The 24,547-nt window shown below is 71.4% G+C and carries 26 protein-coding genes and 1 other RNA gene; 13 read left to right on the forward strand and 14 right to left on the reverse strand.

Going from position 1 to position 24,547, the window contains the following annotated elements:
- From RT2_RS15965 to RT2_RS15990, 6 genes are all read left to right on the forward strand, one after another.
- Positions 1–199, forward strand: a 199-nt coding sequence (locus RT2_RS15965) for an MspA family porin (protein ID WP_174556720.1), incomplete at its 5' end; no start/stop codon positions are given.
- 141 nt (positions 200–340) lie between these two features.
- Positions 341–841 carry an Rv2732c family membrane protein gene (locus RT2_RS15970; RefSeq protein ID WP_072845789.1) on the forward strand — a complete coding sequence of 167 codons (501 nt, stop codon included), beginning with the start codon at positions 341–343 and terminating at the stop codon, positions 839–841.
- 114 nt (positions 842–955) lie between these two features.
- The gene (gene panB / locus RT2_RS15975; protein ID WP_072845790.1) at positions 956–1,801 is read left to right on the forward strand and encodes a 3-methyl-2-oxobutanoate hydroxymethyltransferase; all 846 of its coding nucleotides are present in this window, start codon (positions 956–958) and stop codon (positions 1,799–1,801) included.
- A 143-nt stretch (positions 1,802–1,944) separates the two neighbouring features.
- Entirely contained in the window at positions 1,945–2,391 is a 447-nt protein-coding gene (locus tag RT2_RS15980) for a hypothetical protein (RefSeq protein WP_072845791.1), read from the forward strand.
- Complete coding sequence (gene pip / locus RT2_RS15985; RefSeq protein WP_072845885.1) at positions 2,388–3,350, forward strand: prolyl aminopeptidase; 963 nt, start codon at positions 2,388–2,390, stop codon at positions 3,348–3,350. The genes RT2_RS15980 and pip overlap by 4 nt, the downstream gene beginning before the upstream one ends.
- 54 nt (positions 3,351–3,404) lie before the next feature.
- Positions 3,405–4,286: a CHAD domain-containing protein gene (locus tag RT2_RS15990; protein ID WP_072845792.1), complete on the forward strand. Its 882-nt coding sequence runs from the start codon at positions 3,405–3,407 to the stop codon at positions 4,284–4,286.
- Here RT2_RS15990 and RT2_RS15995 read toward each other — a convergent pair.
- The 4 genes from RT2_RS15995 to RT2_RS16010 all read right to left on the reverse strand — a co-directional run bounded on the left by RT2_RS15995 (position 4,261) and on the right by RT2_RS16010 (position 9,090).
- Positions 4,261–5,682 carry an RNB domain-containing ribonuclease gene (locus RT2_RS15995; protein WP_072845793.1) on the reverse strand — a complete coding sequence of 474 codons (1,422 nt, stop codon included), beginning with the start codon at positions 5,680–5,682 and terminating at the stop codon, positions 4,261–4,263. The genes RT2_RS15990 and RT2_RS15995 overlap by 26 nt on opposite strands.
- A 79-nt stretch (positions 5,683–5,761) precedes the next feature.
- Positions 5,762–5,947 carry a hypothetical protein gene (locus RT2_RS16000; RefSeq protein ID WP_072845794.1) on the reverse strand — a complete coding sequence of 62 codons (186 nt, stop codon included), beginning with the start codon at positions 5,945–5,947 and terminating at the stop codon, positions 5,762–5,764.
- Between the two features lie 427 nt (positions 5,948–6,374).
- Complete coding sequence (locus RT2_RS26480) at positions 6,375–6,566, reverse strand: hypothetical protein (protein WP_072845795.1); 192 nt, start codon at positions 6,564–6,566, stop codon at positions 6,375–6,377.
- A gap of 136 nt (positions 6,567–6,702) precedes the next feature.
- Positions 6,703–9,090, reverse strand: coding sequence for an MMPL family transporter (locus RT2_RS16010; RefSeq protein WP_245709344.1), 2,388 nt, complete (start codon positions 9,088–9,090; stop codon positions 6,703–6,705).
- 647 nt (positions 9,091–9,737) lie between these two features.
- Between RT2_RS16010 and RT2_RS16015 the strand changes: the two genes are divergently transcribed.
- A complete protein-coding gene (locus RT2_RS16015) occupies positions 9,738–10,637 on the forward strand; it encodes a thioesterase family protein (RefSeq protein WP_072845796.1) in 900 nt (299 codons plus the stop codon).
- 32 nt (positions 10,638–10,669) lie between these two features.
- On the opposite strand, the gene rnpB is transcribed toward RT2_RS16015, so the two are convergent.
- Positions 10,670–11,083: RNase P RNA component class A (gene rnpB, locus RT2_RS16020), an RNA gene on the reverse strand.
- A gap of 87 nt (positions 11,084–11,170) precedes the next feature.
- On the opposite strand from rnpB, the gene RT2_RS16025 reads away from it, so the two are divergent.
- Positions 11,171–11,695 carry a DUF1697 domain-containing protein gene (locus RT2_RS16025; protein WP_072845797.1) on the forward strand — a complete coding sequence of 175 codons (525 nt, stop codon included), beginning with the start codon at positions 11,171–11,173 and terminating at the stop codon, positions 11,693–11,695.
- 124 nt (positions 11,696–11,819) lie between these two features.
- On the opposite strand, the gene RT2_RS16030 is transcribed toward RT2_RS16025, so the two are convergent.
- From RT2_RS16030 to cobC, 5 genes are all read right to left on the reverse strand, one after another.
- Complete coding sequence (locus RT2_RS16030) at positions 11,820–13,352, reverse strand: dicarboxylate/amino acid:cation symporter (RefSeq protein WP_083577417.1); 1,533 nt, start codon at positions 13,350–13,352, stop codon at positions 11,820–11,822.
- Positions 13,353–13,673: 321 nt separating this feature from the next.
- Entirely contained in the window at positions 13,674–14,846 is a 1,173-nt protein-coding gene (locus tag RT2_RS16035) for a bifunctional RNase H/acid phosphatase (RefSeq protein WP_072845798.1), read from the reverse strand.
- Complete coding sequence (locus RT2_RS16040; protein WP_072845799.1) at positions 14,843–15,580, reverse strand: zinc ribbon domain-containing protein; 738 nt, start codon at positions 15,578–15,580, stop codon at positions 14,843–14,845. Before RT2_RS16040 ends, RT2_RS16035 begins: the two co-directional genes overlap by 4 nt.
- Positions 15,581–15,673: 93 nt before the next feature.
- Positions 15,674–16,804 (reverse strand): Nif3-like dinuclear metal center hexameric protein, encoded by a 1,131-nt coding sequence (locus RT2_RS16045; RefSeq protein ID WP_072845800.1) that lies wholly within the window; start codon positions 16,802–16,804, stop codon positions 15,674–15,676.
- A 31-nt stretch (positions 16,805–16,835) separates the two neighbouring features.
- Positions 16,836–17,873, reverse strand: coding sequence for an Rv2231c family histidinol phosphate aminotransferase CobC (cobC, locus tag RT2_RS16050; protein WP_072845801.1), 1,038 nt, complete (start codon positions 17,871–17,873; stop codon positions 16,836–16,838).
- 55 nt (positions 17,874–17,928) lie between these two features.
- Between cobC and RT2_RS16055 the strand changes: the two genes are divergently transcribed.
- Genes RT2_RS16055 through RT2_RS16065 form a run of 3 tightly spaced genes read left to right on the forward strand, consistent with a single transcriptional unit; the run spans position 17,929 to position 20,100 of the window.
- A complete protein-coding gene (locus RT2_RS16055) occupies positions 17,929–18,612 on the forward strand; it encodes an HAD hydrolase-like protein (protein WP_072845802.1) in 684 nt (227 codons plus the stop codon).
- On the forward strand, positions 18,599–19,078 hold the full coding sequence (locus RT2_RS16060; RefSeq protein ID WP_072845803.1) for a low molecular weight protein-tyrosine-phosphatase: 480 nt from the start codon (positions 18,599–18,601) through the stop codon (positions 19,076–19,078). The genes RT2_RS16055 and RT2_RS16060 overlap by 14 nt, the downstream gene beginning before the upstream one ends.
- Before the next feature lie 50 nt (positions 19,079–19,128).
- Complete coding sequence (locus RT2_RS16065) at positions 19,129–20,100, forward strand: SURF1 family cytochrome oxidase biogenesis protein (protein ID WP_072845804.1); 972 nt, start codon at positions 19,129–19,131, stop codon at positions 20,098–20,100.
- On the opposite strand, the gene RT2_RS16070 is transcribed toward RT2_RS16065, so the two are convergent.
- Genes RT2_RS16070 through RT2_RS16080 form a run of 3 tightly spaced genes read right to left on the reverse strand, consistent with a single transcriptional unit; the run spans position 20,026 to position 22,283 of the window.
- Positions 20,026–21,021: a cobalamin biosynthesis protein gene (locus RT2_RS16070; protein ID WP_092776126.1), complete on the reverse strand. Its 996-nt coding sequence runs from the start codon at positions 21,019–21,021 to the stop codon at positions 20,026–20,028. The genes RT2_RS16065 and RT2_RS16070 overlap by 75 nt on opposite strands.
- Positions 21,022–21,069: 48 nt before the next feature.
- A complete protein-coding gene (locus RT2_RS16075; RefSeq protein WP_072845805.1) occupies positions 21,070–21,540 on the reverse strand; it encodes an acyltransferase in 471 nt (156 codons plus the stop codon).
- Positions 21,541–21,560: 20 nt separating this feature from the next.
- The gene (locus RT2_RS16080) at positions 21,561–22,283 is read right to left on the reverse strand and encodes a hypothetical protein (protein WP_072845806.1); all 723 of its coding nucleotides are present in this window, start codon (positions 22,281–22,283) and stop codon (positions 21,561–21,563) included.
- A gap of 120 nt (positions 22,284–22,403) precedes the next feature.
- Here RT2_RS16080 and RT2_RS16085 point away from each other — a divergent pair, with 120 nt between their 5' ends.
- Positions 22,404–23,741: a glycosyltransferase 87 family protein gene (locus tag RT2_RS16085; RefSeq protein WP_245709346.1), complete on the forward strand. Its 1,338-nt coding sequence runs from the start codon at positions 22,404–22,406 to the stop codon at positions 23,739–23,741.
- A 101-nt stretch (positions 23,742–23,842) separates the two neighbouring features.
- Positions 23,843–24,166, forward strand: coding sequence for a type II toxin-antitoxin system Phd/YefM family antitoxin (locus tag RT2_RS16090; protein WP_072845887.1), 324 nt, complete (start codon positions 23,843–23,845; stop codon positions 24,164–24,166).
- Positions 24,167–24,217: 51 nt separating this feature from the next.
- Here RT2_RS16090 and RT2_RS16095 read toward each other — a convergent pair whose 3' ends face one another.
- Positions 24,218–24,538, reverse strand: a complete 321-nt coding sequence (locus RT2_RS16095) for an ArsR/SmtB family transcription factor (protein WP_072845808.1) — start codon at positions 24,536–24,538, stop codon at positions 24,218–24,220.
- Positions 24,539–24,547 lie beyond the last annotated feature (9 nt).

Below are 24,547 nucleotides of genomic sequence, written 5' to 3' on the forward strand. Positions count from 1 at the left end.
CGCCTACGGCGCCGAGAGCCACTCCGGCTCGCACTCGTTCAAGGGCACGAGCGGATCGGTCACCTACGCCGACTCGACCATGGCGGTCAACGGCTGCGCCGGCTACGCGCAGGCCCGCTCCTTCGCCACCGTCACGGTGAACACAGACACCGTCACCAGCACCACCACCCTGTGGGGCCAGCCCTTCAGCATCGGCTGAGACCACCCCACCCTTCCAGCGCTTCGCGCAATGCCATGAATTGCGGGCGGCCCCACCACCCAGTGGTAGGGCCGCCCGCCCCTCACCACAAGCTCTAGGAGACCTGATGACCGAGGCACTCTCACCGCCTGCCGGTGCGCGGTGACCGACGATCTCGCCGCCTACCGTCGGGACTTCGAAGCGATCGAGCATCGCGTGGCCCGCGAATTCGACACGGGGCGGCGACTGCCCGTACTGATCGGAGCGGTCGCCCTCCTCGTGGTGGGCCTGTTTCTCCCGCACGCCGAATCGGTGTCGGGGTGGACAGCACTGACCGACACCTCGGCGGTCCACCGCTGCACTGTCACTGCACCGCTACGTCTGTTCGTCTGTTTCATGGTGGTGTTCGGGATTGTCGCCTCCACCGTCGCCTTGTGGACGCGACGATGGGCACTGGCGTGGTTCGCGATGGCCGGCACCGGGGTGGGGACCGTGCTCGGGCTCCTTGCCTGTTGGTCGCAGCAGAGTCTTCCGGTCGGCACTCGGCCCGACGGCCTCCCGTACGGGTTGGTCATGACCTGGGCCGTGATGGCCGTGCTGACCGCGCTGTGGGTCCCGGTGGTGTGGAGTCGCACGAACGTGATGCAGGACGACCCGATGTGACCGATTGCACGCACCCGGGCCGTTCGCCGACGCGGCCCTCGATGGCAGACTGAACGTGTCATCACCCACAACCCGGGGACCCGCACTGGGCCTCGAGGCACGAAAGGGACACTGATGTCCGAGAACTCTGTCTACGGATCCGCGACCGCCGCATCGGCGCCGAAGCGAACCAAGATCCGCACCCACCACTTGCAGACCATGAAGGCCGAGGGTCAGCGCTGGGCCATGCTCACCGCGTACGACTACTCCACCGCGCGGATCTTCGAGGAGGCCGGCATCCCGGTACTCCTGGTCGGCGACTCCGCCGCGAACGTGGTCTACGGCTACGACACCACCGTCCCGATCACCATCGACGAGCTGATCCCGCTGGTCCGCGGCGTGGTGCGCGGCGCCCCGCACGCCCTGGTGGTGGCGGACCTGCCGTTCGGCAGCTACGAGTCCTCCCCCGCGCAGGCCCTGGCCACCGCCACCCGGTTCATGAAGGAGGGCCTCGCGCACGCCGTGAAGCTCGAGGGCGGCGAGCGGATGGTCGACCAGATCGCGGCGATCACCGCGGCCGGCATCCCCGTGATGGCCCACGTCGGGTTCACCCCGCAGTCCGTGAACAGTCTGGGCGGCTTCCGCGTCCAGGGTCGTGGCGACGGCGCCGAGCAGTTGATCGCCGACGCCATCGCGGTCCAGGAGGCGGGCGCCTTCTCCGTGGTCATGGAGATGGTCCCGGCCGAGGTCGCCGCGCAGGTCACCGGCAAGCTGACCATCCCGACGATCGGCATCGGAGCCGGCGTCGAGTGCGACGCCCAGGTGCTCGTGTGGCAGGACATGGCCGGCTACACCAGCGGCCACACCGCGAAGTTCGTCAAGAAGTTCGCGTCCGTCGGCGACGAGTTGCGTGGCGCCGCAGCGGCATACGCCGCCGAGGTCGCCGCCGGGACCTTCCCCGCCCAGGAACACAGCTTCTGACCCCTCACGCTCGCACCCCGTTCCCCGGCCGGGTGGCACACTCGGTTGTGCTCACCCGCCAGGGGAACGTCTTCCGACAGGGCCGCTCCACCCGACCGACTCGTCCTTCGCCAGACACGTCCTTCGACAGACAGGCTGCCTACATGTCCTACCGCCGTTTCACAGTCGTGGCCGCCGGAGCCGTCGCCGCCCTCGCCCTCACCGCGGGCTGCGCGACCGAGAACACCCCGACCACCCCCAGCGCCGGCGACCACGCGCTGCCCTCGAGCACCGTCGCCCCCGCCCCCGCCCCGGCACCCGGCGCCGACGCCGCGACCGGGGGCGTGACCGCCGACCAGGCGGCCAAGCTGTGCTCGGACATGCAGGCGCAGCTGCAGAGCTGGCGCACCTACACCCCGACCATCGGCAAGGGCGGCCTGAACACCGTCGTCGGGTCGTGGGCCGCCCAGAACGGCATCAACATGATCGACCTGATCGCGCACAAGGCGCGGGTGGACGCGATCACCCAGCAGTACTGCCCCGAGGTGCGGCAGGGCGCGATCGAGGCGCTCGAGATTCCGGACCTGGCGTCGGGCCTGATCGGGTTCTGACCGCCGTGCGCACGCCGTACCCGGAGCTGGAACCGCACCAGTCCGGCCTGCTCGACGTCGGCGACGGCCAGCGGATCCACTGGGAGGTCAGTGGGAACCCCGACGGCAAGCCGGTGGTGTTCCTGCACGGCGGGCCCGGCGGCGGCACCACCGCGGACCACCGCCGCTTCTTCGACCCGGCCGCGTACCGGATCGTGCTCTTCGACCAGCGCGGCTGCGGGCGTTCGATCCCGCACGTCGCCGACGGCGCCGACCTCTCGGTGAACACCACCGCACACCTGGTCGCGGACATCGAGTCGCTGCGCACCCATCTCGGGGTGCAGCGCTGGCAGGTCTTCGGCGGATCGTGGGGTTCGACACTGGCACTGGCCTACGCGCAGACCCACCCCGACCGGGTCACCGAAATGGTCCTGCGCGGCATCTTCCTGTTGCGGCGCAGCGAGATCGACTGGTACTACAACGGCGGCGCCAGCGCGCTCTACCCCGACCTCTGGGAACAGTTCCTGGCGCCGGTCCCGGAGTCGGAACGCGACGGCGACCTGGTCGAGGCCTACCACCGGCTGCTGCACTCGGACGACTCCGAGGTGGCGCTGGCCGCAGCGGTCGCCTGGTCGTCGTGGGAGGGCGCCACCAGCACGCTGCTGCCCACGCCCGAACACGTCGAGCGGAACGCGGAGCCGCGCTTCGCCTTGGCGTTCGCCCGGATCGAGAACCACTACTTCCGCCACCACGGGTTCCTCGACGAGAACCAACTGCTGCGCGACATCGCCTCGGTCGCGTCGATTCCGGCCGTCCTGGTGCAGGGCCGCTACGACGTGGTGTGCCCGGCGACCAGTGCGTGGGCGCTGCACCGGGCGTGGCCGTCGTCGCGACTGGTGATCGTCGACGACGCCGGTCACGCGGCGAGCGAACCCGGCATCACCCACCACCTGGTCGAGGCCACCGACGGGTTCCGCTGACGCCGGCGCCGCACCGCCTCGACGGGACCGGGCGGGTGCGGTAGACCTGACGGCATGGGGAGCAAACGCGACAAGGCAGACGCCGAGCGGGTGATCGCCGCGGTGCGCGGGCACCGCGAGCGGCTGGACTCCCTCGCCGACACGGTCCGCCGGGACGACGAGGACGCCGTCCACCAGATGAGGGTGTGCACCCGGCAGCTCCGCAGCCTGCTCGGCACCTTCCGCGACGGGTTCGGCCGAGAGTCGGTGAAGCCGATCCGGTCCGAGTTGCGTTGGCTGGGGACCGTTCTCGGACAGGCGCGGGACGAGGAGGTACTGGCTGCCCGGTTCCTGGCGCTGCTCGACGCCCAGCCGCCGGCGCTGGTCCGCGGTCCGGTGCGCTACCGGTTGGTGACCGCCCACGCCGCCGGGTACGCGGCGGCGCACCGCGGCGCGGTCGCCACCCTCGACGGCGACCGGTACCGACGCCTGCTCGCCGACCTCGACGGCCTGCTCGCCCACCCACGACCCCCGGGCGACCTCTCGGTCGAGGAGTCGCTGCACAGGGCCGTACGCGAGGTCCGCAAGACCGGCCGGAAGGCCGGGCTCCGGGGTCCGGGCGGGGCCGGGGACGACGCCCCGCCGGAGTTGCTGCACACGGCTCGCAAACGCGCCAAGGCCCTGCGCTACGCGGCCGAGGCCGCCGCCGGTTCGGGGCGTCGACGGTCCGCCCTCGCCAAGGCCGCGAAGAAGCTGCAGACCACGCTGGGTGAGCACCAGGACGCAGTGGTCGCGGGTCGGCAGCTGCTGACGGCGGCGGACAGGGCCCGCGCCGCGGGCGAGGACACCTTCACCTACGGCCTGCTGGTCGCGGCCGAGTCGGCGTGTGCGGACCAGGCCCGCCGCGACGCCCACGGCCGCCTGCGGGACCTCAGGTCGCGGGCTCGGAAGCTCTGAGGTCGAACTCGAATTTCACTGCGCGGGTGTCGATGTCGGCCTGCACCAGACGAACCGACACCGGCACACCCTCCGGTGGGGTGCCCGCGCACTTGGCGATCACCGCCGGCTCGGGCACGAAGATTTCGGCGTCCCGCTTGCTCTCCGAGGCGCGCAGGACCACGGCATCGAAGCGCTCGCCCTCGCGACCGGACAGCAGCGTGGCCTCGGTCAGGTCCACGCACGCACGGTCCACCTTGGCTGCCAACGAGTCCGACCCCTTCATCAGATCGGGCAGCGCCGGCAACGCCTCGCGAACCCACTGCGGCACCGCCGTTCCCGCGGTCAACGCCAGGCAGACCTCGGTGCTGAACCGGTCGGAGAGGCGGCGCAGCGGCGCGGTGACGTGGGCGTAGGGCGCGCCGATGCCGGAGTGCTCGAGCAGTTCCGGCAGCGTGCCGTCGAAGGCCGCGTAGCCGGCGCCCCGCAGCAGGGCGGTGGCGTCGCTCATCATTACCAACGTGTCAGGGGTGCTCGGCTCCAGGCCTGCCAGCAATTCACCGACCGAAACGTCCTGCGGCCATTCGATTCCCAGGGCGCGGGCGGTCCGGCGCAACGCACGCACGGCGTCCGATGCGGGTTTCGGGAGGGTTCGCACCAGCCCGACCCCGCCGTCGATCATCAGTCGGGCCGCACACATCCCGGTCAACAGCGACACCTCGGCGTTCCAGTCGTCGGCCTCGGTCCGGGGCTGGAGGTCGAGCCGCCAGCCGTCACCGTCGGCCACCACCTCCTGCTCGGGCAGCTTGAGCTCGATCGCGCCACGGTCGAGCGCCGACGCCAGGCGCAGCTTCCCGAACTCGGGCAGTGCGGCGATCGACGGGTGCAGGGACCCGGACTCCGAATCGGCCTGCACGCCGGCGTAGTCGAAACGTGCCACCGACCGCACCAGCGCACGGGTGACGCCGAACGAGACCGGCTCGGCCCGCTGGTCCAGTTCGATCCGCCACAGGGCGGCGGGGCGCGCCTGGTCCGGCAGCAGGCTCGCCGCGGCCTCCGAGAGCACCCGCGGGTGCAGAGGCACCGAGCCGTCGGGCAGGTAGAAGGTCTGGCCGCGGCGCCGGGTTTCCTCGTCGAGGCGCCCGCCGGGGGCCACCACCGCCGCGACGTCGGCGATCGCGTAGTGCAGCACGAAGCCGGTTTCGGTGCGCTCGAGGTGCAGCGCCTGGTCGAGGTCCATCGAGGTGGGCGGGTCGATGGTGACCAGCGGCAGGTCGGTCCGGTCGACGCGTCCGGCGGCGTGGCGGTCGACGGCGGCCTCGGCCTCCGCCAGCGCCCCCGCGGGAAAGTCGGCCGACACCGCGAAGTCGGTCCTGATCGCCCCGAAGTCGATGCCCCGGGCGGAAATGCGCGTCATCACAAGTGCCGAGCCTAGCCCCGGGCCACGTCCGAAACCCGGCGCGCCACGAGCGGTGCGCCGGTGGTGACGACGGCGGTTACTTGTTCCAGTCGTCGTCGGAGTCGTCGGCGGCCTTGTTCCGCTGCGCGGCGATCTCGAGCGCACGGGCCGCGGTCTCACGGTCCGGATAGGGCCCCATCCGATCGAGTCCGCGGGCGTCCTTGCCCTGGCGAACCGAGCCGTCGGACACGCAGTAGTACCAGAGGTTCTCGTCGTCGCTCATGGCTCTCAGTGTGCCCGCCCGGAGCCTCTCAGGCCACGTGTATCGGTCCGCGAAAGACATTTCTGGGAGACCGCTTGTTGACGACTCACAAGCATGAGATTCTTACGCGCGGCCAACGCTCGCGTGGCGATTTGAAGATCGCACCCGGGACAACGATCTTCGTGGATCGACGTCGGACCGCATCACCACAGTATGAAACGGAGAAACGCCAGCATGTCCCCCATGTCCTACATCCTGTTCGACGCACTCGTCCCCCATCTCGGACCCGAGGCCGCCACCCACTGGGCGACGACGTTCGTGATCAACCCGGTCTGACGACCCCGTGAGCAATGCCCCCACTCTGGATCAGGTGGGGGCATTGCCATGTGCGGGACCGGAAGTCGCCGACGGCGACCGTCCACACAGCCCGGTCACCTACCGGGCGACGCTAGCGGCGCGCCGCCGATGCGTTCGGGCCGCGCTCCCCGACCTCGCGCCCGGCGCCGGGGTCGGCAGGATCGTCCCTGCCCTCCCGGCGGAGCCGACGCAGTTCGAGCAGGAACGTGGCGCACACCGTGCCGTAGACACCGAGCACTCCCAGCACGGCGATGACCGGGGTCAGGACGAAGAGAAGTTCCACAGGTACCTCCCACGGGCGATGCTGGTCCGGGGGTGGCCGGTCGATCCGGTCTGCCCACCGGAAGGTCACAACCCGACGGTAGGCAGGCCGACGCCGTCACGGGGTAACGCCGACGTGAACAGTCCTGTGAGCCGCGTCACCCACCCGGGCGCGGGCCGACCGGATTTGTCGGCGCGGCCAGCCGGGGCATCGGCTCGGTCAGCGGATCGGCCGGGCGACCCGGCCTCGGCCGACCGCCTGCGGTCAGCCCTACCCCGGTGGCAATCGGCATCGTAATCGCTTCGCCACCAGGGATTTGCCGCAGGATCTCGGTGTCCTCGCCGACCTCCGCCGCGGGTGTCGAGCGGTCCATGGCGGCGAAATCCGGGATGTCCGCCGGCATCCGCTCGTCGTCGAGGATCGGCTCGCCGAGGCCGAGCTTCTCCTGGAAGCGCTTCATCCACGCGGGCGCCCACCAGCAGTCGTCGCCGAGCAGCTTCATGGTCGCCGGGACCAGGAACATGCGGATCAGGGTGGCGTCGATGATCAGCGCCGCGATCATGCCGTACGCGATGTACTTCATCATCACCAGCTCGGAGAACGCGAACACGCCGGTGACCACGATCAGGATCAACGCGGCCGCGGTGATGATCCGGCCGGTGTGCGCGGTGCCCACCCGCACCGACTCGGCGGTACTCGCTCCCTGAGCCCGCGCCTCGACCACCCGGGACAGCAGGAACACCTCGTAGTCGGTGGACAGGCCGTAGACGATCGCCATGATCAGCACCAGCACCGGCGACATGATCGGGCCGGGAGAGAAGTTCATGAAACTGGCACCGTTGCCGTCGATGAAGATCCACGTCAGGATGCCGAGGGTCGCGCCGAGGCCGAGGGCGGTCATCAGCACGGCTTTGATCGGCAGCACCAGCGACCCGAACGCCAGGAACATCAGCAGCGTGGTCAGCAGCACCACCATCGTCACCATCAGCGGCAGATTGTCGAGCAGCGCCGCAATCGAGTCGTGCTCGATCGCGGGGGTGCCACCGACCAGCACGGTGACTCCGTCGGGGACGTCCATCGCCCGCAGGTAGCCGATCGTCGCATCGGAGTCGTTGCGGTCCACCAGGCCGGCCTTGAAGACCGTCACCCCGTCCTTGGTCGGGTTGTCGATCGTGAACTTCTCGACCAGCCCCGGCGCCGCGCTCGCCTCCTTGACGATCCGGGCGATCTCCGCACCCTGGGCCCCGTCGACCACCAGCTTGATCGGCTCGGAGCGGAAACTCGGGAACAGCTCGTCGAACTGCTCCTGGGCGACTCGGGTGGGATTGTCCGGGGGCAGGTAGGTCTCGTTGATCCCGCCCAGCTTGATGCCCGCGATCGGAAGGGTGAGCAGCAGCAGCCCGACCACGATCGGCACCACGACCTTGACCGGATGCTTCATCACCCACTGCGTCAGCCGACCCCAGATGCCGTTCTCGATCTCGTCGGCGGTCCTGGTCTTGCGCATCGCCTTCAGCCCGAGCGCGTCCACCCGACGACCCAGGATCCCCAAGATCGCCGGCAGCACGGTGATCGAGACAAGTGCGGCCAGGACGACCGCGGCGATCGCGCCGTACGCCATCGACTTGAGGAAGCCCTGCGGGAAGATGAGCAGGCCACCGAGGCTGGCGACGATCATCGTCGCGGAGAAGACCACGGTCCGGCCGGCGGTCGTGACGGTCCGTCGCACGGCATCGGCGGTGCCGTACCCCTCCGCGATCTCCTCCCTGAACCGACTCACCATGAACAGGCCGTAGTCGATCGCCAGGCCCAGACCGATCAGCGAGACCACAGACAGGACGAACCCGTTGACCTCGGTGAACTGGGCCAGCGCCTTGACCACGCCGTTGGCGGCGATGATCGTCAGGCCGCCGACGATCAGCGGCAGGGCGGCGGCCACGACGCCGCCGAAGATGAAGAACAGCAGCACCCCGACGGCCGGGATGGCCAGGATCTCCATCCGGTGCAGGTCGTCGGCCATCGTGTCACTGATCGTGCCGGTCACCGGCTGCAGCCCGGTGAGCTGGGCATCGACGCCGGGTATCGCGAACTGGTCTCGGACCTTCTTGAAGTTGGCCGCGACCTCGGTGTCGTTGTCGCCCTTGACGGCCACGCTGGCGATGGCGTGTTGCTTGCTCGGGTCGGCCATCAGGGCGAGCCTGGTGGACCAGTAGCTGCCGTTGACCCGGAGAATCTCGTCGGGGTTGTTCGCGGCAAGGTCCCCGAGGCTCTGGGTGATCGTGGCGGCGAACGCCGGATCGTCGACCGTCTTGCCGTCGGGCGCGGTGTAGAGGATCACCACGTCGGCCTTGGTGTCGCGTCCGAAGGTGCCGTCGGCCAACTCCGCGGCGGCCACGGACTCCGAGCCCGGGTCGACCAATCCGCTTTGGCTCAGGTGCTTCTCGACTCCGAGGCCGTACGCCGCGAGGCCGAGCAACAACGCAACCATCACCCCGATCACGGTGAACCGCAGCCGATAGGCCAGCCTCCCCCAGGTAGCGAACACCTACTGCACTCCCCCCTCGTGGTGCAGTTGCCCAGGTCGGACCCGGAGCCCGGCGTGCCTCGTCGAACATGCCGATGCCGTTGTCCCGCCAGGGGCCTCGACCAGCCGAGCGCTGCGCTGACCACCGTACGCAGGACTCCCACTCCCGAGGCCGGAGTGCGCTCTAAGAAGTTGCTAAGAACTTGCGCAGACCAGCGCGGTCGCCCGCCGGACCACCGAACCGCCGCGGAAATCACGGAAGACCGGCCCGGAAAGGTCACCTGCCCGTCACAACGGGCCACGGATCCGCATCGCTCATGTAATTAACTGCACCACAACGCTATTGACGAAAGAAGTCCGCTCCGAGGTGCGTTACGAATGCAGCAGGCGCCCGAAAGCGGCGTCACCACGAAGCAACGCGTCACGGCCGACAAGGAGTAGTTCAAGGGTCCCTCAGCAGCAGAGCTCGGCCAGGTAGCGGCCAGCGCACCCTCCGCGCGAGGTGGGTTCGGCCGTCTGCCTGACCCAAATACCAGCAGCAGGCGGTTACGTTGGCTAGGTTGAGAATCGGATGGCGACAGCGTCGGGCACGACGAGAGAACACGGGGGCTGGTCGCGCGCATGATAGCCACCTTCGATGCCGTGCAGATTTCTCGACAAGGAACGCCGTGACCCGCACACCCCCGGATGCCGAGAGCGCCCCGCCCCTCGCCGTGTTCTCTCACCAGAACGAGGCCTGGCTGCCCAGCGTGCTCTCGCGCGGCCCGTGGGATGCGCGGGCGCAGCACGGCGGCGCGCCCAGTGCCCTGTTCGCGCACCTGGCCGAGGCCGCCCTGCCCGAACCCGGCTGGCAACTCGCCCGCCTGAGCATCGAACTGGTCAAGCCAGTGCCGGTGGCCCCACTGACGGTGCGCCAGGAGACCTTTCCGGGACGCTCCACCACACGGATGACCATTGACCTGCTCGCGGACGATGCACTGGTGACTCGTGCACACGCACTCCTCCTGCGGGGCAAACCACTGACGCTGCCTCCGGGGTTGCCCGGCTGGTCGCCAGCCGAGTTGCTGCCCCCACCCGCCGACTGCCGGGAGCGGCTTCGAATTCCCGGCATCCCCGGCGGGACCTCGTTCTACGAGTCCGCGATGGAGATCCTCGTGGCACAGGGCGGACCGGCAAGCCCGGGTCCGGCCGCCGCCTGGTTCCGGCTGACTGTCCCGCTGGTGCAGGACCAGCCCACCTCGCCCGCCATGCGGGCAGCGGCCGCCGCCGATTTCGGCAACGGGCTGAGCTGGGTTCTGCCGCTCGACCGTTATCTCTTTGCAAACGCAGACCTCAGCCTGCACCTGCACCGCCAACCCGAGGGCGAGTGGATCGGCCTGATGTCGGAAACCCAGGCCGACGGCGGCGGTGCGGGCACCACGCTCTCGCGCCTGTACGACGTCCGTGGGCCGATCGGCGTGGCCACCCAGACCCTCGTGATTCGCGAGCGGCCCACGCCGTCGCCGCCCCCTGTCGCACAGGGTTCGGCAGGATCTGCCCCGGATTTCGGGGCCGATCCTGCCGAGTAAGCGGCGCCCTGACGTAGGGCCGGAGAATGGGGCGGACGAGTCGGCCTGTAAGCCGGATCCTGTTCCCGACACCGAGGCGTCGGGCGACGACCATCCATCTGGGCACACCGTTGCCGGGTACCTCGAGCGGTCCACCCGCAGGCTCGGGCGAGCAGCCCTCGAACACCTGCGCAGCCGCACCCCGAGGGGTGCGGCCTTTGACCTTGCTCCGGGCGGGGTTTACCTAGCCACCCCAGTCACCTGGGGTGCTGGTGCGCTCTTACCGCACCGTTTCACCCTTACCGACGCTTGCGCGCCGGCGGTCTGTTCTCTGTGGCACTGTCCCGCGGGTCACCCCGGGTTGCCGTTAGCAACCGCCCTGCTCTGTGGAGTCCGGACTTTCCTCGGCGGTGGGCCTGCGCGCTGATGCGCACGGTTCCCCTCGCCGCGGCCGCCCGGCCAACTCGTCCGCCGGTACAGACTACTGGGTTCTCGGCACCCCTTTGCACATTCGAACACTTGTGCCATTCCAGCGGCGGCGCTACTGTCGGCCCATGGCACGATTCGTAGCGTTGCTCCGGGGCGTCAACGTCGGCGGCATCAACATCAAGATGGCCGACCTGAAGGCCGCGGTCGAGGCACTGGGGCTGACGAACGTCAAGACGGTGCTGGCGTCCGGGAACGTCCTGTTCGACAGCGAGCGAACCGATCTGGCGGCGCTGAAGGCAGAGATCGAGACCTGCCTGCGCAACCGGTTCGGCTACGAGGCGTGGATCGTGCTGCTGGATCAGTCGACCCTCGCCCGGATCGTCGAGGACTTCCCCTTCGAGGCCGACCGCGAGGGCTGGCACCCCTACGTCCTGCTGTCCTCCGACCCCGCGTCGCTCCGGGACCTGCTCGCCTCGGCCGACGGCCTCGACACCGCCGACGAGGGCATCCAGATGGGCGACGGGGTGCTCTACTGGCACGTCGAACGCGGCCGGACACTGGACAGCCCGTTCGGGAAGCTCACCGGCAAGGCGAAGTACAAGTCGACCACCACCAACCGGAACCTGCGGACACTGCGCAAACTGCTCTGACCGAGGCGCCGACCGACCACATCCGGACACCTACCGGGACGGTCGTCGTGGTGGCTGCCCCCGGACGCGACGCGGGGCCGGACCGAGGCAACCGGTCCGACCCCGCGTGGGCGTGCGCGCCGGGTCAGACGAGGGCGGGCACCTTCTCCGCCACGTCCTTGCCGCCAGTGTTCTTGCCGTCGGCGTTCTCACCGGCTGCGTCCGTGCCGTCGTTCTCAGCCGTGACCTCCGCCGCGGCCCGCTGCTCGAGCAGGTCCTCGTCGGCGAACGGGTCGCCGTTGCGGGGCGCGTTGTAGAGCTCCTCGTCGAGGATGCCCTCCCGCTTGGCCACGATGGTCGGCACCAGGGCCTGACCGGTGACGTTGACCGCGGTGCGGCCCATGTCGACGATCGGCTCGACGGCCAGCAGCAGGCCGACGCCGGCGAGCGGCAGTCCGAGCGTGGACAGCGTGAGGGTGAGCATCACCGTCGCTCCGGTGGTGCCGGCGGTGGCGGCCGACCCGATCACCGAGACCACCACGATCAGCAGGTAGTCGGTGATGCTGAGCTCGATCCCGTAGAACTGCGCGACGAAGATCGCGGCGATGGCCGGGTAGATCGCGGCGCAGCCGTCCATCTTGGTGGTCGCGCCGAGCGGCACCGCGAAGGACGCGTACTCGCGCGGCACGCCCAGGTTGCGCTCGGTGACGCGCTCCGTCAGCGGCAGGGTGCCGATCGACGAACGCGACACGAAGCCCAGCTGGGTGGCGGGCCACACACCGGAGAAGAAGCGGCGGACCGAGAGCCCGTGCACGCGAATGAGAACCGGGTACACGACGAAGAACACCAGAGCCAGGCCGATGTAGATGGCGACCGTGAACACGCCGAGCTGACCGATCGCGTCCCAGCCGTAGGTGGCGACTGCCTTGGCGATCAGCGCCGCGGTGCCGATCGGGGCGAGGCGGATGATCCACCACAGCACCTTCTGCACGATGGCGAGCAGCGAGGCGTTGAGCTTGAGGAACGGCTCCGCCTTCTCCCCGACCTTCAGCGCGGCCACTCCGACCGCGACGGCGATGACCAGCAGCTGCAGCACGTTGAAGCTGAGCGCGGTGGTCGCGGTGACACCGCTGATCGAACCGTCCGCGGCGACCTGTCCTCCGGTCGCCGTCGTCTTCGCGCCGAGGGCGAGGACGTTCTGCGGGACCAGCCCGGTGAGGAAGGCCCACCACGAGCCGGAGCCCTTCGGCACGGCGGCGTCGTCGGGGTTGACCGTGGTGTTCGAGCCCGGATGGGTGATCAACCCGACCGCGATCCCGATGATCACCGCGATCAGCGCGGTGATCGCGAACCACAGCAGCGTCTGCACGGCGAGGCGGGCGGCGTTCGCGACCTGACGCAGGTTGGCGATGGAGCTGACGATGGCGGTGAAGATCAACGGGATCACCGCGACCGTCAGCAAGGAGACGTAGCTGGAGCCGATCGTGGTGACCGTGCCGGTCAACCAGTTCGCGCTGCCGTCGTCGGCCTTGGGCATCGAGCGGGCCAGCAGGCCGATCAGGACGCCGGCGAGCAGGCCGGCGACGATCTGCGGGCCGAAGGCGGTGGCCCAGCTGGGCAGGCGGCGGGGGCGGGCGGCGGCTGGGTGGGCACCGGGGGCGCGGGTGGGGGCCGACATTCGACGGGCCTTTCGTCAAGGATGCGCAGCGCCGTACCATCCGGCCACAGGGGCACGGCGGTCAGGGGCGCGCAGAAAGAGCGTGCGGAGGGTGAATGCAACTCGCGGCCTCAGGCAGCAGTCCCGGGACGTGTTCGTCAACCAGGGATCGGGGCAGGGCCAGGCGTCAGCGCGGACAGACAGCGCTCTGCTGCAGACAGTTGTCGACGTACCGTCGACTGGTCAGCAGTGAGTTCACGCGGGCAATGTTACCTCAGCTAAAAACCCGCGACGCACCGGTGCGGGTCCGACGGCCCGAGGGCCCGCACCGGCGGCGGCCGGCTAGAGGTGCGAGGTGTCGTTGACGAGGCGCACCGAGGCGCCGCCGTCGGGGTAGAACTCGGCGACGGACAGCGATGCGAGGTCCAGGTGCAGCCGGTAGAGCAGCGACGGCCCGACGTCCAGCGCCAGCTGCAGCAGCGTCTTGATCGGGGTGACGTGCGAGACGACCAGCACGTTCGCCCCGGGGTACTCGGCGAGCAGGTCGTCGCGCGCCGCGGTGACCCGGGTGCGGACCTCCTCGAAGCTCTCCCCGCCGGGCGGGTGGACCGAGGTGTCGCCCAGCCAGGCCCGGTGCAGTTCCGGGTCCCGCTTCGACGCCTCCGAGAAGGTCAGGCCCTCCCACTCGCCGAAGTCGGCCTCGATCAGCCCCTCGTGCACCTGTACGGGCAGGGACAGTGCGGCGGCCACGGCCTCCGCGGTCTGCCGGGTGCGACCCAGCGGGGACGACACGACGGCCGTGATGCCGCCGCGGGCGGCGAGCCGGGCGGCGGCGGCGTTCGCCTGCGCCTGTCCGACCTCGGACAACGCCGGGTTGCCGCGGCCGGAGTAACGCCGCTCCACCGACAGCGGGGTCTGCCCGTGCCGCAGCAGCAGCAGCCGGGTCGGCTTGCCGATGGCCCCGGTCCAGCCCGGTGCGGTCGGGGCCTTGGTGGCCGCCGCCCCGCCCGCCGGCGCCGAGACGACCGGGGTCGGGACGACCGGGGTCGAGGGCGCCGAGGACTGGCCGGCGTTGCCGTCCATCGCCTCGTTCGCGAGCCGGTCCGCGTGCGAGTTCTCCGCCCGCGGGATCCAGGTGTACCGGACGGAGTCGAACTGCTCGGCCAGCTCGCCGGCCCGCCGCGCGAGCGGAATCATGTCCGGGTGCTTGACCTTCCAGCGCCCGGACATCTGCTCGACCACCAGCTTGGAGTCCATCCGGACGTCCACCGTGCGCGCGCCGACCTCGGCGGCCGCGGTGAGCCCGGCGATCAGGCCCCGGTACTCGGCGACGTTGTTGGTCGCGAAGCCGATGGCCTCGTTGCGTTCGGCGAGCACCCGGCGGCTGTCCCCGTCGAACACCACGGCGCCGTAGCCGGCCGTGCCCGGGTTGCCGCGGGAGCCGCCGTCGGCCTCGACGACGACGCGGTCCGGAGCGGAGCCCGCAGAGCGAGCCCCTTGTCCAGCCGAACTCACAGACCGGATTCCTTGGTGCGCACCATGATCGCGCTGCACTCGGGGCAACGGACGACGACCTGCGGGTCCGTGGCGGCGATCCGGGCGATCTCGCCGCGGTCGATCTCGATGCGGCACGCGCCGCACCGGCGCGCCTGCAGCAGTGCGGCGCCGACGCCGCCGGTGCCGCGCTGGCGCTCGTACACCGCCAGCAGCTCCTCGGGGAACTCGTTGACCAGGGCGGCCCGCTCCCCCAGGTGGCGCTGTTCGACGCTGTCGAGGTCCGCGAGCGCGTCGTCGCGGCGGCGGGTCGCGTCGATCATCGCGTCCTCGATCTGGCTGAGCTGTCCGCCGGCGTGCTCGTAGTCGGCCTGGGTAGCCTCGCGACGCTCCATCACCTCGAGCAGCTCGTCCTCGAGGACGCCCTGACGGCGTTCGAGGCTGCCGAGCTCGTGCTGCAGTTCCGAGAGCTGCTTGGCGGCGATGGTGCCGCTCTGCAGCATGGTGCGGTCACGGTCGCCGCGCTGACGAACCGCGTCGACCTCGCCCTCGAGCTTCTTGATGTCCCGGTCCAGGTCGTCGAGGACGATCTGCACCGCTACCGCGGCGTCCTTGCGCTGCACGCGGTCGGACTCGAGGCGCTGCACCTCTTCTGCCTCGGGCAGCGTCTTGCGCCGGTGCGCGACCCGCGTCAGCTCGGTGTCCAATGCGGCGAGGGCGAGCAACTTTGCCTGAATCCGGGGTTCGACGTTCACGCGTGCGGGCTCCTGCTGTGGTGCGGATGTACGGGGGGTGTCGCTAACCGTACCGCCCGCCGACCGGTGCCCAGTACCGCCGCGTCGGACCGGTCAGTGGCAGCCGACCGTCCACGGGTCGGTGCGCGTGGTGGACACCGCCGCCGACCACTCCGGCATGCCCGCGAATCGGGCGTCGAGCACCGCGGCGGCCTGCGCGCACCAGGGCTGTTCGCTCGCCCAGTGCGCCACGTCCACCAGCGCCGGGCCGCCCCCGCGCAGGTGTTCGTCGGCGGGGTGGTGACGCAGGTCCGCGGTGACGTAGGCGTCGACCCCGAGCGACCTGGCGGCGCCGAGCATCGAGTCGCCGGAGCCGCCGCACACCGCGACGGTGCGGATCGGTGCGTCGGGGTCGCCGGCCGCCCGCACCCCCCACTCGGTGACGGGCAACGCCCGGTGCACCCGCTCGGCGAACTCGCGCAGCGTCTCGGGCTCGGGCAGCACGCCCACCCGCCCGATGCCCAGCGAGGACCCCAGGTCGGCGAGCTCGAACACGTCGAACGCCGGCTCCTCGTAGGGGTGCGCGGCCCGCAACGCCGCCAGCACCCGGCCGCGCAGCGACCGCCGGGCCACCACCTCGACGCGGTCCTCCGCGACGTGTTCGAGGCGGCCCGCCTCGCCGAGGGTGGGGTTGGCGGCCGCGGACGGCAGGAACTGCCCGGTCCCGGCGACTGTCCAGCTGCAGTTCCGGTACTCCCCGATCTCGCCGGCGCCGGCCGCGAACAGCGCGTCGCGCACCGTCTCGGTGTCGGCCGCGGGCACCAGCACCACCCACTTGTCCAGCCGCTCGGACGGCGCCGGCTGCAGCGGGCCGGTCACCGTCAGGCCGAGCGCCGCGGCCAGCGCGTCGGAGACGCCGGGGTCGGCCCGGTCCGCGTTGGTGTGAGCGGTGTACAGCGCGCAGCCGGACCGGATCAGCCGGTGCAGCAGCGCCCCCTTGGGGGTGTGCGCGCCGACGGTGTCCACCCCGCGCAGCAGCAGCGGGTGGTGCACCAGCAGCAGCTGCGCGCCCCCGGCGATCGCCTCGTCCACCACCGCCGCGGTCGCGTCGACGGCGATCAGCACCCGCGTCACCTCGTCGGCGGGGTCCCCGCACACCAGGCCCACCGAGTCCCAGGACTCCGCCAGCGCCGGCGGGTAGGCCGCCTCGAGCACCGAGATCACCTCGGACAGAAGCACACTCATGCCAGAACCCCGTTCCTCTCGAGAAACACCGTCATCCCAGCACCTCCGCGAGCGCCGCCACCAGCCGCCGCGCCTGCGGGGCCGCGCGGACCGCGACGCGCAGGTGGTCCGGGCCCAGCCCGGGGAAGGTCTCGCCGCGCCGGACCGCGACGCCCCGCTCCCGCAGACCCTGCCGGACCCGCTCGCCGTCCGGGACGTGCAGCAGCAGGAAGGGCCCGCGGGCCGGTTCGTGCACCGAGATGCCAGCCCCGGCGAGCAGCGCCACCATCTCGGCGCGTTCGGCGTCGATCACGTCGGCCTCGCGCTGCGCCCACGCCACCGCCGCGGGCTCGCAGCAGGCCCGGATCGCCTCGACCTGCAGGCTGCCCAGCGGCCAGTGCGCGCGTCCGACCTGCAGCCGGGCCAGCAACTCCGGCGGGCCGAGGAGGTAGCCGCAGCGCAGTCCGGCCAGCGCGAAGGTCTTGGTGAGGCTGCGCAGCACCAGCACGTCCGGCAGCGACACTCCCGCCAACGACTCCGGCTCCCCGGGCACCGCGTCGCCGAAGGCCTCGTCCACCACCAGGATCCGGCCGGGACGGCGCAGCGCCAGCACGTCCGCGGCCGGGTGCAGCACCGAGGTCGGGTTGGTGGGGTTGCCCAGCACCACCAGGTCGGCGTCCGCCGGGACCGCGGCGTCGGCCAGCCGGTACGGCGGGGTGAGCCGCACCTGCGTCGTCGGCACCCCGGCCTGGCGCAGCGCCCACTCCGGCTCGGTGAACGAGGGATGCAGCACCGCCGCCAGCGAGGGCGTCAGCCGCGGCAGCATCGCGAAGCCCTCGGCGCCGCCGGAGAGCAGCAGTACCTCCTCGCGACGGCGGCCGTGCCGGGCCGCGACCTGGTCCCGGGCCGCGTCGTCATCGGCGGCGGACGGGTACCGGCCGAGGGTCGTCAGGGCCCCCGCCAGTCGGTCGCGCAGCCACTGCGGCGGGCCGTCGCCGCGGACGTTCACGGCGAAGTCGAGCAGTCCGGGCTCGGCGTCGACGTCGCCGTGATGGCGGAGGTCGGTCAGGTCGGCGGGGCGGGTGTGCACGAGGTGAGCTTATGGCGGCGGCCGGCCGCGTCCGGCTGCCGGGCAGGATGGAGGGGTGAGCACCAGCCCTTCCACCGCCACGGTGACCCTGTTCGACCTCGACGGCACCCTGACCGACTCCGCACCCGGCATCGTCGCCGGCTTCCGGCACGCGCTGGCCGTGGTCGGCGCCGAGGCACCCGACGGCGACCTGGAGGAACTGATCGTCGGCCCGCCGATGGCGGACACGCTGCGCACCCTCGGCCTTGACGAGCCGACCGTGGCGACCGCCCTGGCCGCGTACTTCGCCCGGTACGACGAGATCGGCTGGGCCGAGAACGCGGTGTTCGACGGCATCGGGGACCTGCTCGACGCAGTCGGTCGGGACGGCGCGCGCCTGGCCGTCGCCACCTCGAAGTCGGAGCGGTTCGCCCGCCGGATCCTCGAGCACTTCGGGCTCGCGCACCACTTCGAGGTGATCGCCGGGGCCAGCGCCGACGGCACCCGGCGCGCCAAGGTCGACGTGATCGAGCACGCGCTGCGCGGGCTCGGCCTCGCTCCCACGGCCGCCGCCGACGGCGGGACGGCCGGGGTGGTGATGGTCGGCGACCGCGAGCACGACGTGCACGGCGCCGCGCACTGGGGCATCCCCACCGTCTTCGTGGGCTGGGGATACGGCTCCGCCGAGGAGGCCGCCGGCGCCCGCTGGAGCGCGGCCACCGTCGCGCAACTCGGAAGGATTCTCGATGTCACACCCTGACGCCGCCCCGCTGCACATCACCTTCGTCTGCACCGGGAACATCTGCCGGTCCCCGATGGCCGAGAAGATCCTGCTCGGCCGCCTCGCCGCGGAGGGCCTCGGCGCACGGGTCCGGGTGACGAGCGCCGGCACCGAGGACTGGCACGTCGGCAGGGAGGCCGACGAGCGCACCAACCGGGTGCTGGTCGGCCACGGCTACCCGACCGGCCACAGCGCCGCGCACCTCGGCGCGGACCACCTGGGCGCCGACCTGGTGGTCGCGCTGGACACCGGACACGACCGCGCGCTGGCCCAGCTCGGCGTGCCCACCGAGCGCCGTCGCCTGCTGCGCAGCTTCGACCCGGACGCGGACGGCGACTCCGTGCCCGACCCGTACTACGGCGACTTCACGGGCTTCGAACTGGTGCGTGAACAGATCGAGGCCGCCCTGCCCGGCCTGCTGGACTGGGTGCGCGCCCAGCCCTGACCGCGGCACCGGCCGGTCGGGCCGCGGCCGTCAACGGCTACCGTGGAGACGTGCAAAGGTTGAAGTTTCTGCTGCGTCCGGGCTGGTTGGTACTGGCAGTGATCGTCGCCGGCTTCGCCTACATGTGCTTCACCGTGCTGGCGCCGTGGCAGCTGGGGAAGAACACCAGCACCGAGCACCGCAACCAGCTGATCGAGCAGTCGGTGTCCGCGGACCCGGTGCCCGTCGAGTCGATACTGCCGACGTCCGGCCCCCTCGCCGACGACGACGAGTGGCGCCAGGTCACCGCCAGCGGCAGGTACCTGCCCGACACCGACGTGCTGATCCGGCTGCGGTCGGTCGAGGCGGCCCCGGCCTACGAGGTGCTCACCGCCTTCGAGCTGACCGACGGCCGCGTCGTGCTGGTCAACCGCGGCTACGAGCGACCGATCGAGGGCACCCGCGCGCCGCAGATCGAGCCCGCCCCGACCGGACCGGTCACCATCACCGCCCGCACCCGCCAGTCCGAGGGCACCGTGCCCGGCAAGGACCCGCTCGTCGAGGACGGCCTGCGTCAGGTCTACTTCATCGACGCGCCGCAGATCGGTACGACGCTGGGCCTGGCCCCGGCGGACCTGTACCTGCAGCTGGCCGGCGATCAGCCCGGCTCGCTGAACCCGATCCCGCTGCCGCAGCTCGACGCCGGGCCGTACCTCTCCTACGGGCTGCAGTGGCTGGCGTTCGGCATCATGGCCCCGCTCGGCCTGCTCTACTTCGCGCGCGCCGAGATCAAGGAACGCCGACGGTCCAAGGCGCGGTCGGCCGCCGGGACCAGCGAGCCCGCCGAGGCTCCTGCCGTTCCCACTGTTCCCGAGGCAACCGACGCACCGGCCGCCCCCGCGGCGACGGTCACCGACGAGGCCGCGGCCCCCGACGACTTCGTGTTGCCGCGCCGACGGTTCGGCCGGTCACAGCCCGCCGAGCCGACGACGCTGACCGCGACGGAAGCGAAGCTCGCCGACCGCTACGGCAAGAGCCGCTGAGCCGAGGGCGGCGCCCAGCTGCACCGCCGCGGACAGCCGCGCGGCCCGGCGCACGTCGGCGATCGCCGGGGCCGGTCCGTCTCCGAGCGTCGGGCGCTGCTCGACGCCGTGCGGGTACTCGGTGCGCCCCCCGAGGCGCACCCCCAGCGCCCCGGCCATCGATGCCTCCGCGACGCCCGCGTTGGGGCTCGGGTGTGAGCGCGCGTCGCGTCGCCAGGCCCGCACCGCGTCCTCCGGCGCCCCGCCGACCACCGGTGCGGCCAGCACCGCCAGCACCCCGGTGACCCGGGCCGGCGGCAGGTTCACCACGTCGTCGAGCCGGGCCGCGGCCCACCCGAACCGCAGGTAGCGCGACGAGCGGTACCCGATCATCGCGTCGAGGGTGTTGACGGCGCGGTACCCGAGCACGCCGGGAACGCCCGCGACGGCCGCCCACCAGAGCGGGCCGACGGTGGCGTCGGAGGTGTTCTCCGCCACGGACTCGACCGTTGCCCGGGTGACCCCGGCCGCGTCGAGGGAGTCGGGGTCGCGCCCGCACAGCGACGGCACCAGCAGGCGGGCAGCGCCGAGGTCGCCGTCCTCGAGCCGGGTCGCCATGTCGGCGCCCACCCGGGTCAGCGAGGTCCCGCCGAGCGCGGTCCAGGTGGCGGCGGCGGTCACCGCGGTCTCCCCCAGCCAGCCGAGCCGACCGGCCGCCCGCGCGGACACCGCCCCCGCCGCGACCACTGCGCCGGCCAGCACCGCGGTGTGCGCGACTCCCGCCGGCCGGTGGTCGCGGTAGCTGCGGGTCTCGAGCCAGGCCGCGGCCCTGCCGAACCCGGCCACCGGGTGCCAGCGCACGGGGTCCGCGAAGGCCACGTCCGCCGCGTACCCGAGCAGAATTCCGGCCGCTCTCGCCGTTCCACGGCCGCTCAACTTCACGAGGACTAGTTGTATCAACACCGGTCGGGGCGACCTGCGCGGGACCGTCTAGACCGGCAGGTCCTTCACCCGCCGGGCCGGGTTCCCCGCGTAGAGGCCGTTCGGCGCGCAGTCCTTGGTGACCACGGCGCCGGCGCCGACGATGCAACCGGTGCCGACAGTCACGCCGGGCAGCACCAGCGCGCCGGCCCCGATCCAGGCGCCGTCCTCGACGACGATCGGCAGGTGGTAGACGCGGCCGCCGCGACCGTCGGGCGGTCCGACCTCGTGGGTGCTGGTGATGAATCGGGCACCGTGTCCCACCGCGACCTGCCGGCCCAGCGTGATCGGCGCGGTGCAGTCGAAGAGCACGCCCCGGTTGACGAAGGTGCCCAGGCCCATCCGAATGTCCTTGCCGCCGAAGTGACATCCGGCGTAGATCCCCGCACCCCAGACCCGTGCTCCCCCGATCAGCAGCAGCACGATGCGCAGCCACACAGGGACGAGGCGCCAGGACTGGACGATGTTGATGAGCCGCACGAGCAGTGAGGATAGCCCCGTCAGGCCGCGCCCCTTCGGCCGAACACCGGTTCCAGAACCGTCCGAACCGGCCAGTTCAGGGTCTGCCCGTACCGGGCGAACAGCTCGTCACGCGAGTCGAACTCGCCGAGCGTGGCGGCGACGTACCCCGAAAGGTCCAGGCAGCCGGGCGAACTCGTCGGCCTCCAGCTGACCGGGCTGCGGGCGACGGCGTCGAAGAGCGTCTCCTCCCCGCTGTTGGTGAACTGCTGCGGCGCGGCGCAGGTCGCGTTCGGGAAGGCCTGCGAGACGTCGATCCACTCGCCGTCGACCTCGAAGCTCGGCCAGGCCAGCAGGACCCGGTCGGGCACCAGCGCCCGGAGCCGGCGAAAACGCGGGTACCAGAACTCCCCGCGCAGCACGAGGCCCTCGACCTTGGTGGCGATTCCGCGGCGCCGGGCCAGCGCCTCGACCACCGCCAGCCGCTGGCTGCACGACCCCCGGCCCCGGGTCAGGGTCACGAACGCCGGCTGCGTGTCGTCGAGCGCGTACACGGCACGCACCCGCTGCCCCGCGAAGCGGTGTGCGGCCCGCAGGAATTCGACGCTCGCCCCGTCCGCGGGAAGGTCGACCGCCGAACTCGCCGCGTCGAACACCGGGTCGTGCCAGTCGAGGATTCGGGTCGCCGCGGAGCCCCCGGCGGCCGCCGCGCCCGAGGGCCGCAACTCCCGGCCCCGCCACGTGGTGACCAGCGCACATGTCATCGGATCAGGCTAGCCGACCGGCCGCGCCCGATTTCGTGTCACACGGCCTGGTCGTTACTTTGGATTGGCATCGTCTTGCAGAGGGGCTGAGGCGAGGTCCGGGGGGAGGGACTGTTCATCATGCGTGGGGGCACCAGAGATCTGCCGGCACCGGACTCCGATGCCACCGGCACCCGAGGTGATCGGCGGCTGGCCGCACGATGGCCCGCACTGGCCGGGATGGCCCTCGCCGCGATCGCGACGACGGTGCTGCTGGTCGCCACCGTCGACCCGTGGCTGCCCAACACGGGACTGTTCATGGGTGGCATGGACCTCGACGTGTACCGGAACGGCGCCCGCCACGTCCTGGCGGGACTGCCGCTCTACACCGAGCCGGTGATCCACGGCCTGCTCTACACGTACACGCCGTTCTCGACGCTGATGTTCGTCCCGGTCGACCTGCTGCCGGACGAGGCCGGCCAGTACATCTGGATGGGGTTCAACCTCGTCGTGCTCGTGGCCGTCGTCACGCTGTGCTGGCGGATCCTCGGCTACCGCATCACCGGCCGGGTCGTCGGCGTCTCGGCGTTGCTCTCCCTCGCGTGCGTGTTTCTCGAGCCGGTGCGCACCACGCTGTTCTTCGGCCAGATCAACCTGGTGCTGATGCTGCTGGTGTTGTGGGACACCTCGCGGGGCGAGACGAGTCGGCTGCGGGGCGTCGGCGTCGGCATCGCGGCGGGCATCAAGCTGACGCCGGCGTACTTCGTCCTCTACTACCTCGCGCTGCGGCAGTGGCGCGCCGCCGCGGTCTCCACCATCACGATCCTCACGACCATCGCGGTGAGCTGGGCTGTGCTGCCGAAGGATTCGCAGCACTACTGGACCGCGACGTTCTTCGATTCCACCCGCATCGCCGACGAGGCGCACGCCGCGAACCAGTCGCTGCGCGGGGCACTCACCCGGATCATCGGCGACCCCGCACCCACGTGGCTGTGGTTGCTGCTCGCGGCAGCCGTCGTCGCCGTGAGCATGTGGGTGGTGGCCCGACTCCACCGCCGCGGGGAGGCCCTGCTCGCGGTCACCGTCGCCGGCTTCACCGCCGCGGTGGTCTCCCCGTTCTCGTGGAGCCACCACTGGGTGTGGTTCGTCCCGCTGCTCGTCTGGACGGTGCACCGCGCCCTGACGAACACGTGGTGGTGGCTGGGGTTGGTCGCGCTCTTCGGCGTCGCCGGATCGTGGGCCTACCACTTTCCCGACCGGTTGGTCGTCGGGCTGTACCTGTTCCCCGCCAGCTGGATTCCCTGGGACGTGCTGGTGAACCTCTACGTCGTGGCCTACGCGGTCGTCCTGGTCGGCGCGGCCGTCATCGCCGTCCGGCCGCCCCCCGATCGCCCGCGGCCGCTCACCCTGACGGAAGGCTCGCAGCCACCCATCGGGCTCTCCGTTCCCGAACCGGACGCCGCGACACCCGTCCGGTGAGCCGTCGGGCGCGCCCGGCGCGGGCGCAGGTACCGCGAATCGGGCCGACGAGGTGGCAGTATCCCCGGAATCGGGAGGCAGCGAATGGAGTGTCGGTGGTGGTGACGGCAACAACCGTGAAGACCGCACGTAAGCGTTTGAAGGACCTGGTCCGGCGGGTGAACGACGACACCGTCGCCGTCGAGATCGCCGGCAAGAACGCCAACGCCGTCCTGATCTCCGCGGCCCGTTACAGGACGCTGCAGGAGGCGACCTTCCTGCTCCGCTCCCCCGAACTGATGGACAGCCTGCGCCGCAGGGCGGCCGCCGAGTCGCTCCGCGAGTCCACTCCGACGCTCGCCGTCGACCCGGCGACGCGGCCGAGGAAGTCGAAGAAGGCCGGCAAGAAGAGAAAGCGGAAGTTGCGTGCGGCGAAGCACCGGTGACCCGCACGCCGCCCGAGGTGATCTGCGGTAGGGCGACCGGTTCGCCCCGGGTCACGCACCGCCGAGATCGTGCAGCAGGTCGACGGCCGCGCGGGCGTACTCGCCGATCCAGCGGTCGTGGATGCGTTTGATCGGCAGCGGCGCGAGAGCGAGCCGACGCTCGCGTCCGACCTTGCGGCCGGTGACCAGCGCCGCCCGCTCGAGCACGCGCAGGTGCTGGAGCACCGTCGTGCGGTCGAGCTCGGGAAAGTGCGCGCAGAGTTCGCCCGTCGTACAGGAACCACCCTTGAGCACGTCGAGCATCCGTCGCCGAGTGCCGGACGCCAGCGCCTTGAACACCCGGTCGTCGTCCTCACCCTCACCACTATTCATGTTGTAAAA

Origin of the sequence: Rhodococcus tukisamuensis NBRC 100609 (genome assembly GCF_001894985.1) — a bacterium.
GTDB lineage: Bacteria > Actinomycetota > Actinomycetes > Mycobacteriales > Mycobacteriaceae > Rhodococcus_G > Rhodococcus_G tukisamuensis.